The organism is Bradyrhizobium sp. MI1.10, from assembly GCF_055811035.1.
This window is the reverse complement of record NZ_JBVVPN010000054.1, coordinates 32,809-40,878: the sequence shown is the minus strand read 5'-3', so window position 1 is coordinate 40,878 and position 8,070 is coordinate 32,809. Positions and strand designations below refer to the sequence as shown.

The 8,070-nt window shown below is 66.0% G+C and carries 7 protein-coding genes; 1 reads left to right on the top strand and 6 read right to left on the bottom strand.

The window, feature by feature from the left end; genetic code table 11:
* Nucleotides 1–1,823, top strand: a 1,823-nt coding sequence (locus AC0L3K_RS35230) for an OmpA family protein (RefSeq protein WP_473367745.1), incomplete at its 5' end; no start/stop codon positions are given.
* A 147-nt stretch (nucleotides 1,824–1,970) separates the two neighbouring features.
* On the opposite strand, the gene argG is transcribed toward AC0L3K_RS35230, so the two are convergent.
* The 6 genes from argG to AC0L3K_RS35200 all read right to left on the bottom strand — a co-directional run bounded on the left by argG (nucleotide 1,971) and on the right by AC0L3K_RS35200 (nucleotide 7,945).
* The gene (gene argG / locus AC0L3K_RS35225; protein WP_007598765.1) at nucleotides 1,971–3,308 is read right to left on the bottom strand and encodes an argininosuccinate synthase; all 1,338 of its coding nucleotides are present in this window, start codon (nucleotides 3,306–3,308) and stop codon (nucleotides 1,971–1,973) included.
* 93 nt (nucleotides 3,309–3,401) lie between these two features.
* Nucleotides 3,402–4,178, bottom strand: a complete 777-nt coding sequence (locus AC0L3K_RS35220; protein ID WP_219681847.1) for a phosphatase PAP2 family protein — start codon at nucleotides 4,176–4,178, stop codon at nucleotides 3,402–3,404.
* A gap of 137 nt (nucleotides 4,179–4,315) precedes the next feature.
* Nucleotides 4,316–4,804, bottom strand: coding sequence for a hypothetical protein (locus AC0L3K_RS35215; protein WP_473367744.1), 489 nt, complete (start codon nucleotides 4,802–4,804; stop codon nucleotides 4,316–4,318).
* A gap of 133 nt (nucleotides 4,805–4,937) precedes the next feature.
* A complete protein-coding gene (gene rlmN / locus AC0L3K_RS35210) occupies nucleotides 4,938–6,140 on the bottom strand; it encodes a dual-specificity RNA methyltransferase RlmN (protein ID WP_007598759.1) in 1,203 nt (400 codons plus the stop codon).
* 185 nt (nucleotides 6,141–6,325) lie between these two features.
* Nucleotides 6,326–6,988 (bottom strand): invasion associated locus B family protein, encoded by a 663-nt coding sequence (locus tag AC0L3K_RS35205; protein WP_007598757.1) that lies wholly within the window; start codon nucleotides 6,986–6,988, stop codon nucleotides 6,326–6,328.
* A gap of 117 nt (nucleotides 6,989–7,105) precedes the next feature.
* On the bottom strand, nucleotides 7,106–7,945 hold the full coding sequence (locus tag AC0L3K_RS35200; protein ID WP_473367743.1) for an SDR family oxidoreductase: 840 nt from the start codon (nucleotides 7,943–7,945) through the stop codon (nucleotides 7,106–7,108).
* Nucleotides 7,946–8,070: the final 125 nt, after the last annotated feature.

The window sequence follows — 8,070 nt, the reverse complement described above, 5'->3', positions numbered from 1 at the left end:
CCCCGAAGCCGCCTGCGCCGCCCCCGGCTGCGGCTCCGCAACAGCATGCGCCGCCTCCTGCACCGCCCGCGGCACGCCCGGCTCCCACGCCTCCAGCGCCGCCGCCCGCCGCGGCTCCGCAGCAGCACGCACCCACGCCTCCGCCGCCTGCGGCTCACCCGACACCACCGCCGCCACCGGCAGCAACTCCTCAAGGCCATCCCGCGCCGGCGCCCACGGGGACACCGTCGCCTGCGCCCGCGCCGACGGTGCGACCGGGCGCGCCCGCTCCGGCCGCCACACCTACACCGACAAGTACACCTTCACCGACCGCGACGCCGGCTCCGGGCAGTACGCCGCCGACTGGCCGTCCCGGTGCGCCGACCCCCGGCGGACGTGCGCCCTCGGCGGCGGGATCACCGACACCGGCTCCAGGCGCCACGCCCGCTCCAACGACGACACCGGCGCCAGGGGCCACCCCGACGCCGTCCGGCCGTCCGGGTCCCGCGCCGAGCGCAACGCCGGCACCGGGCGCAACGCCCGCGCCCGGAGCAACCCCTGCCCCGACAACGACGCCGGCCCCCGGTGGCGCCGTGACATCGCCCCCGGGACGCCAGGGTGGTGCACCCGCTGCTGGCGCGCCCGCTGCCGGAGCTCCGCCGACCCAGCCGCAGACAGCTGCCCCGTCCCGGCCGCCGGCTCCCCCCGCCGGCGCCGCAGCACCGAGCACCGTCCCGGGCTCGGCGGCTGCGACCCCGCCGCCCAACAGGGCGCAATACGCGACGCCCACGGTTGCGCCGGCCTTCCGCGCCGCGCCCACGACGACCACGCCCCTGCCGCCACCGCCGCGTCCGCCGCAGCGTGACCTGACACCGCTCGCGATCGGTGCAGGTGTCGTTGCCGGTGCCGTGATCGGCGCCACCATCGCCGACTACCGCAACCAGCGCCGCGAAAGCATCGAAGGCGGCCGCACCGTCTACACCGAGCCGGACCGCATCATCATCCGCGATCCGGGTGGGCAGACATACGTCCGCGGCAACGATCTCTATCGCTTCCGCTATGGCGCCCGCGACATCCGCACCGAGACTGTCGGCGCCGATACCCGCACCGTGGTGATCCGTCCCGACGGCAGCGAGATCGTTACTGTTGTCGGTCCGGACGGTCGGCTGCTGCGGCGAATCCGCAGGGACCCGGCCGGGCGCGAGCTCGTCATCATCGATAACAGCTACCGCGATCCGCAGTCGGTCGGCGGTTTCTATGTCGACGCTCCGCCGCCCGTCGTGAACATTCCCTACGATCGCTATATCGTCGATGCCGAGGAGGCGTCGCCGGACGTGATCTATCAGACGATGGTGGCGCCGCCGGTGCAGCGGATCAACCGTCGCTACACACTCGACGAGATCCGCTACAGCCCCAATGTTCGCATGCAGATGCCGAGCATCGACCTCAACACGATCAACTTCGAGACGGGATCGTGGACCATCCCACCAGACCAGGCGGCGAAGCTGCAGTCGATCGCCGACGGTCTTAACCGTGCGATCCAGGCCAACCCGCGCGTGGTGTTCTTGATCGAAGGTCACACCGACGCGGTCGGCAACGACGTCGACAATTTGTCATTGTCGGATCGTCGTGCGCAGGCCGCGGCCGAATTGCTGACCCAGCAATTCGGTGTGCCGTCCGAGAACCTGACGTCGCAGGGCTATGGCGAGCAGTACCTGAAGGAGCAGACGCAAGGACCGAGCGCGATCAACCGCCGCGTCACCGTCCGCAACATCACGCCGTTGCTCAACGGCGGCCAGGCTTCGCTGCCGCCGCCCCCGCCCGGCACCGCGCCGCCGCGGTAACGGCACGCACAAACGCAAATGGCCGGGAGCAATCCCGGCCATTTTTGTTTTGCTTGTAGGGTGGGTTAGCCGAAGGCGTAACCCGCCACTGTTCGTATCCGCAGAGACAGAAGAGGTGGGTTACGCTGCGCTAACCCACCCTACGCTTCAGCCCTTGTCGTTCTCCAGCCGGAAGATCTGCGAGCCTTCACTGCCCGACAGCAGGCCCGTGTCGCTGTAGAGCTTCAGCTTGGCGCGGGTATCGTTGATGTCGAGGTTGCGCATGGTGAGCTGACCGATGCGATCGGCCGGCGTGAACGCCGCGTCCTCGACCTTTTCCATGCTAAGCCGCTCCGGCGCATAGGTCAGGTTCGGGCTTTCCGTGTTGAGGATCGAGTAGTCGTTGCCGCGGCGCAGCTCCAGCGAGACCTCGCCGGTGACGGCGCGGGCGACCCAGCGCTGCGCGGTCTCGCGCAACATCAGGGCCTGCGAATCGAACCAGCGGCCCTGATAGAGCAGACGTCCCAGGCGCATGCCGCTGATGCGGTACTGCTCGATGGTGTCTTCGTTGTGGATGCCGGTGACGAGGCGCTCATAGGCGATGTGCAGCAGCGCCATGCCGGGCGCTTCATAGATGCCGCGGCTCTTGGCCTCGATGATGCGGTTCTCGATCTGGTCGCTCATGCCGAGGCCGTGGCGGCCGCCGATCGCGTTGGCTTCGAGGAACAGCGCGACGGGATCAGAGAAGGTCTGGCCGTTCAGCGCGACCGGCTGGCCTTCCTCGAATCGCACCACGACCTTCTCGGCCTTGACGTTGCAGTCGTCACGCCAGAACGGCACGCCCATGATCGGGTTGACGATCTTGATGCCGCTGTCGAGGCTTTCGAGATCCTTGGCCTCGTGCGTCGCGCCGAGCAGATTGCTGTCGGTCGAATATGCCTTCTCGGCGCTCATCTTGTAGGCAAAGCCCTGCGCCGTCATGAACGCCGACATCTCGGCGCGGCCGCCGAGCTCGTCGATGAACTGCTGGTCGAGCCAGGGCTTGTAGATGCGCAGGCCCGGATTGGTCAGCAGGCCGTAGCGATAGAAGCGCTCGATGTCGTTGCCCTTGAAGGTCGAGCCGTCGCCCCAGATGTTGACGCCGTCCTCCTTCATCGCCGCGACCAGCATCGTGCCGGTGACGGCGCGCCCCAATGGCGTGGTGTTGAAATAGGTGATGCCGCCGGTGGAGATATGAAAGGCGCCGGACTGGATCGCGGCGATGCCTTCATGGACGAGCTGCGTGCGGCAATCGACCAGCAGCGCTTTCTCCGCGCCGAACTCCATCGCCTTGCGCGGAATCTCGTTGTAGTCGGCCTCATCGGGCTGGCCGAGATTGGCGGTATAGGCGTAGCAGCGCGCGCCCTTCTGCTTCATCCAGAGCAGCGCCGCTGACGTGTCGAGGCCGCCCGAAAAAGCGATGCCGACTTTCTCACCCTTGGGCAGGCTTTTCAGGATCGTGGTCATGGGGCTTCCAATCGGTCTCGAAGGGCGGATGTCGTTTCACGGGTTGACCGCGCGAATATCAAATTTCGCGGGGCTCGGCACCCCTTTAATGGCTCAAACTGACGGCTCGGGCCCCGTCTTGCGGCCGAACAGGCGCTGGCGCAGCCGGTAGGCAGGCATGTTCAGGCGGGTCAAGGCGGCATCGACGGCCTCGTCCGAAAACCGGGTCCGCGGCCAGCGGTAAATCAGCGCGTAGGCAAACCAGATCACGACGAAGGTGACGAGGCCGGCGATCGACACGTCGGTGAAGAAGTGGCCGCCAAATGCCATCCGCAGGCCGCTGGTCACGAGGCCGAACACCACGGCTCCGGCATAAGCGAGCGGGCGCCACGGCGGCGGTGCCAATGCGGCCGGCGCCAGCGTCCAGAACGCGGTCGCGCCCTCGCCCGAGAAGAACGAGCAGTTGCGCGCGCAACCGCCGCGTGGGTCCCACCACGGCACGAATTGCTGGTCGCCGGCAAACTGCGTCACCACCACCGGACGCGGCCGGCCCCAATAGGACTTGAAGGCGAAATTGGTGAGGATGCCGGCCGACATGATGATCGTGACCAGCAGGAAGACGATCGCGCGCCCCGAGACCATCAGCGGCCGGTCGGGCTTGAACATCTTGACCACAAGCGCGACCAGCGCAGGCAGCACGAACGCCCAGGCAACCCACATCGCGGCGTCCCGCGCAAAGCTGGCCCAGCCGTTCAGCTTGAGCGGAAATGTCTTGGTCTCAGGGTCGAAGAACAGCGCGGCGAGCTTGAGATCAAGCTCGGGATAAAGGCCGAAAACGACGCCGATCACGAGCCACAGCGCCAGGGCAATGAAGAGTCCGGTCCGGTTCATGGCGCGCGGTTTAGCCGAGTGGGAAGGGGATGAAAACCCTGGAATCCGTCATTCCGAGCGAAGCGAAGCAATCCAGAATCCATCCGCGGCGATAGTCTGGATTGCTTCGTCGCTTCGCTCCTCGCAATGACGGCACCTCAATCCGGCCTTGAATTCGAGGGCAGCGGCGGAGGCGGCTTACGCGGCAGCGGCGGATTGCGCCAGGCACCGGCATTGCGACCGGCGACCAGCCAGTAGACGACACCGGCGACGATGCCGGCGCCGGTCATGATTTCGAGATGGCGGCGCACGATGCCTTCGAACTGCAAGGTGTCGGAGTGAAAGGGAATGAGGCCGAGATAGCAGGCGAGGCCGACGAGGCCGCCGCCGACGGCATAGGTGAGAGCACTGCGGATGTAGAGCGCCTCGGTGATCGCGACGATCACCGCCGCCGGCACAAGCGCAAAGCCAGAGACGAAGATGAAACCGAACCCGAGCAGGATGTCGATCGTGCCCTGATCGACGGGACCGGCGCCGAGATCGGCGAACTCCGGAAACAACAGCGCGATGACGACGATCATGCCGCCGACGAAGCAGGCGGCGAGAAAGCCGATGAAGATGACGATGAGGCGGCCGATCAAGGACATGCAGAGGAAGCCAACGTTACCGTCATTGCGAGCGACGCGAAGCAATCCAGAATGCGTCTGCGGAGGCAGTCTGGATTGCTTCGTCGCTGCGCTCCTCGCAATGACGGGGAAGCAACACAGTGCACCTACCAAGCTAGTCCGTCATCGCCATGGCGCGCAGCGTCTGGCGTTCCCTGGCGGAGAGTTTTTCGGTCTCCGACTTCAGCTGGCCGCAGGCGGCGAGAATGTCGCGGCCGCGCGGGGTGCGCACCGGCGAGGAATAGCCCGCGTTGAAGACGTATTCGGAGAACTTTTCGATCTGGTCCCAGTCCGAGCATTCATAGGCGGTGCCGGGCCAGGGGTTGAACGGGATCAGATTGATCTTGGCGTGAATGCCTTTGAGCATCTTCACCAGCAGCTTGGCATCGTCGAGCGAATCGTTGACGCCCTTGAGCATCACATATTCGAAGGTGATGCGACGCGCGTTCGAGGCGCCGGGATAGTCGCGACAGGCCTGCAGCAATTCCTTGATCGGATATTTGCGGTTGAGCGGCACCAGCTCGTTGCGCAGCTCGTCGCGCACCGCATGCAGCGAGATCGCGAGCATCACGCCGATCTCCTCGCCCGCGCGCACGATGTTCGGCACCACGCCCGAGGTCGACAGCGTGATGCGGCGGCGGGAGATGCCGATGCCTTCGTTGTCGCCGACGATGAGCAGCGCATCGCGCACCGCTTCGAAATTATAGAGCGGCTCGCCCATGCCCATCATCACGATGTTGGTGACGCGACGCGTACCGTCTTCGCGATCGGCCCAGTCGTTCAGACGATCGCGTGCGACCATCACCTGTCCCACGATCTCGCCGGCGGTGAGGTTGCGCACCAGGCGCTGCGTGCCGGTGTGGCAGAACGAGCAGTTCAGCGTGCAGCCGACCTGGGAGGACACACACAGCGTGCCGCGATCGGTTTCGGGGATGTAGACGCACTCGACTTCATGCGCCCGCTCGACATTGTCGCCGCTCGGCAGCCGCAGCAGCCATTTGCGGGTGCCGTCGTTGGAGATCTGCTCGGCCACGACTTCGGGCCGGTCGACGGTGAAATGTTGCGCGAGCTCGGCGCGAATGCCCTTCGAGACCGAGGTCATCTCTTCGAAGTTCTGGGCGCCACGGAAATACATCCAGTGCCACAGCTGCTGCACACGCATCTTGCGCTGCGCCGGTGCAACGCCGATCTCGCCGAGGCGATCGGCAAGCTCGGTGCGCGACAGGCCGATCAGCGAGGGCCTCGCCGGCGGCACATAGGTTTCGAGCGGAGTCTTCTCCACCAGCGTTGCGTTGTGCGGCTCGGTCATCGGTTGCATTGAATGGCCTGATTAGGTGGTCGTTCCGGGATGGTCCGAAGGACCAGACCCGGAACCTCGAGATTCTCAGGTGCGCAATTGCGCACCATAGTTCGCGCTTCGCGCGCCCCGGAATGACGGGAGAAAGTCTAGTCCGCCCTATATAGCAACCGGAACCGCCGATTGCGACCTTATCGACCGCAGGCTTAACGCCTGCAATCCTGCGCGATCTTGTCGAGCGCCTGGGCGAGGCCCTTCAGCGAGAACGTGTCGGTGGTCTCGGTCCCCTTGGACGAGACGCCCTTGACCACGAGATCGGCGGATTTGCGCATGGCCTCGACCATCCGCTCTTCCTCGGCCGCATTCTTGATCCAGAGACCGTCGCCCTGCGAGTACATGGCGAAAGCGGCGCCACCGACCTCGACCGACGATTCAGAGCCCGGCTTCAGTGCGTAGCCGATCATGACCGAGACTTCGTTGTTGACCTTCTCCGCCGGGCGGGTGGAGACGAAGGCATAGGCAGGATCGCGCGGCCGATTCGGCGGGTTGGTCTTCGACGACGACGGCTTGGCCAGCGCGAAGCAGACCTTTTTGCCGTTGGGCGCGGCCGAATAGGCGCCCCAGGTGCCGAACTGACCAATCAGGGTTGGCTCTGCGCCGCCCGCAACCGCCGCGTGCGGAGCCACGGGCTTGCTCTCGGGCTTTGCAGCCGTCTTTCCAGTCGTATTGGTCGCCGGCGCAGCCGATTTCGGCGCGGCCTCTTTCGGTGCAGTTTTGGGCGCGGGCTGCGCCGTCTGCGCCCGCGCGGAATCGACGATTCCACAGGCCGCCACGCCCGTCATCAAAGCTAAAATCAGCACCCGCCACATGCTGGAGTGGTTCCCTCAATATTGTGACTGGAAGATGGCCCGGTCGCGCATTGTCCCCGCGGCAGGGATAGCCGGGAAAGTCCAATTTGGGAAGGCAGTTAGCGAAGGTCGCGGCGACTAGGCCCGGGATCGCGCCGCGCGTTGCTCCGCCCATTGCGCATCGGTCCAGCGCAACAAATCCTCGGCGCCTGAGCTGCGCAAATGCGCGCCACCGTCGATCACCACCATCTCGCCGTTGATGTAGCCGGCACGGTCGGAGACCAGGAAGCTGGCGAGGTCGGCAAGCTCGCGGTGCTCGCCGGCGCGTCCCATCGGGTTGCGCGCGGCCCACCCTTCGTCGCGACCCTCGGGGCGGAGCTGACCCGAGGCGCCCGCGGTCGGGAACGGTCCCGGCGCGATCGCGACGGTGCGGATGCCCTTCGGGCCCCATTCCACGGCGAGACTTTTGGTCATCGCCAGCACGGCCGACTTCGCCATCGCCGACGGCACGGTGAAGGCGCGGCCGGTGATGGTCGAGGTCGAGAGGATCGAGAGCACGACGCCGCCATGCTTGCCGTCGATCCAGCGCTTGCCGGCGGCAAGCGTGCAATACATCGCACCATGCAGCGTCGGCGCGAGGATCGCATCCGCAGCGCGAAATGAGAGATGCTCACTCTGCGCGATGAAAGTCGCAGCCGCGTTGTTGACGAGAATATCGAGCGGCGCCTCGCGCCAGATGGTCTCAATCATGCTCTCGACGGCGGTGCCATCGCGGATATCGCAGGCGATCGTCGCGACCTTGCCGCCGATCTCTTCGCGCATCTCGCTCGCCGCCGCCTCGAGCCGATCGACCTTGCGGCCGCAGATCACGAGTTCAGCGCCGAGCGCGAGGAAGCGGCGCGCCATCGCAGCACCGAGACCTGAACCGCCGCCGGTGACGAGGATGCGCTTGTCCTTGAGCAGGCCTGTTTCAAACATGGTTTGAATCCTCCCTTTCTGTCTTCCCGTCATTGGCCGGGGCCCCGCACGCAAACCGGCGTTTAACGCGGGCCCCGTATTCTTTTGCTTAGCGGGCGGCGCCAATCCAGCGGGCTAGCCGCGGG

What these genes read in the sequence shown, in the direction of transcription:
- argG (WP_007598765.1), bottom strand. Translation starts at nt 3,308, where the DNA reads ATGACCACGATCCTGAAAAGCCTGCCCAAGGGTGAGAAAGTCGGCATC.
- AC0L3K_RS35215 (WP_473367744.1), bottom strand. Translation starts at nt 4,804, where the DNA reads ATGTCCTTGATCGGCCGCCTCATCGTCATCTTCATCGGCTTTCTCGCC.
- AC0L3K_RS35220 (WP_219681847.1), bottom strand. Translation starts at nt 4,178, where the DNA reads ATGAACCGGACCGGACTCTTCATTGCCCTGGCGCTGTGGCTCGTGATC.
- AC0L3K_RS35200 (WP_473367743.1), bottom strand. Translation starts at nt 7,945, where the DNA reads ATGTTTGAAACAGGCCTGCTCAAGGACAAGCGCATCCTCGTCACCGGC.
- AC0L3K_RS35205 (WP_007598757.1), bottom strand. Translation starts at nt 6,988, where the DNA reads ATGTGGCGGGTGCTGATTTTAGCTTTGATGACGGGCGTGGCGGCCTGT.
- rlmN (WP_007598759.1), bottom strand. Translation starts at nt 6,140, where the DNA reads ATGCAACCGATGACCGAGCCGCACAACGCAACGCTGGTGGAGAAGACT.